The sequence below is a fragment of the Acinetobacter sp. YH16044 genome (genome assembly GCF_013417145.1).
In the GTDB taxonomy this organism is placed as follows: Bacteria; Pseudomonadota; Gammaproteobacteria; order Pseudomonadales; family Moraxellaceae; genus Acinetobacter; species Acinetobacter amyesii.
The window spans coordinates 1-1,226 of the sequence record NZ_VPEK01000159.1; the positions used below are offsets into that span (position 1 = coordinate 1).

Below are 1,226 nucleotides of genomic sequence, written 5' to 3' on the forward strand. Positions count from 1 at the left end.
AATGAAAATCCAGAAATATTACGTCCCTTTTTATGTTGCTGACATTGGACGTTAATATCCGTATGTTCATTAATTTGAGCAATAGCTAAATTTAATACTCGATCTTTAAAATTTCCCATTCTTGTATATTCATCATCAAGAACGCCTATTTTTTGTCTGAACTCTGCAAGTTCAATAATAGGAGTTTGACCCGTACTGCGCCAAGCAATTAATAATTCATATAATCGCACAGCATAAGCGCTGCTGAGATTACTAATCTGTTGTAACTCATATTTAGTAAATTGTTCTTCTAAACGTGTAATAAGTGGCACGATTGCAGGGGCAAATATTAACTTTACTGTAGCTTCATCGTCGATATATCTAATTTCGCTGACCCAACGACTTAAAACATTCTCTACATTTCCTCTTTTATTAATTTCTTGATAGCTAAATTGACGTACAAATAGATCTTTACAGGCATCTTTTAACGCTTGGTAAGCTGTTTGTCTTGCAACATTAAATTGATTTACATAACTCTCAGCATGGACTTCTAAAGGGTCATTTGCATTGATTCCCCGACCACTATCTCTTGCTTCGACGATGGCTAATAAGATCAAACGTTGTTCTACTAAGTCTAAGTTATAACTCGCATTAATTAATGCATTGTCTTTAACTACTAAGTCCCGCATTCTATTTATCTACATTATTACTTATGAATATAAATCTATAATAATAAATATGCAGATTAATGCAAGGTAAACGTAGTTAAATCTACAAAAAAAATAATGTAGATTATTGGTAGGTAAACGTAGTCATATTGGTAGGTAAACGTAGTCATATTGGTAGGTAAACGTAGTCATATTGGTAGGTAAACGTAGTCATATAAGCTCTAGAAGCCTTTATTTACAAAGACTTGATCCTCTCTAAAAGCATTTAAAAGCTTAAAAATAATTAAAAGCCCAGAGAGTAAAAAATTGCCCTTGGTTTTCGCTACGCTCAAACTCTATTGAATCTCGCTTTCGCTCGATTCGTTGGGGCAATTTTTGGTTAATATTTTCGTGACTTTTAGAAAAAGCAAAAGCAGCTCGGAATTCGCTTCGCTCATGAGCTTTTTTTCTCGCTACGCTCGGTTTAGGGATCAAACTTGGAAAGTTCGCACCCATGCGGGATGCTCTGTAGGGTAGGTGATTAATGGATAGGGAGCTTGTAATCAGGGAAAGGAAAGAGCAAATTTTCTCAGTTCGCTC

The 1,226-nt window shown here is 35.0% G+C and carries 2 protein-coding genes; both read right to left on the minus strand.

Annotated elements, in window-relative coordinates; genetic code table 11:
* A partial coding sequence (repM, locus tag FTV38_RS17705; RefSeq protein ID WP_180023068.1) for a replication initiation protein RepM occupies positions 1 to 668 on the minus strand: 668 nt, incomplete at its 3' end.
* Between the two features lie 252 nt (positions 669 to 920).
* On the minus strand, positions 921 to 1,226 hold a 306-nt coding region (locus FTV38_RS17710; protein ID WP_218950304.1), incomplete at its 5' end, for a hypothetical protein.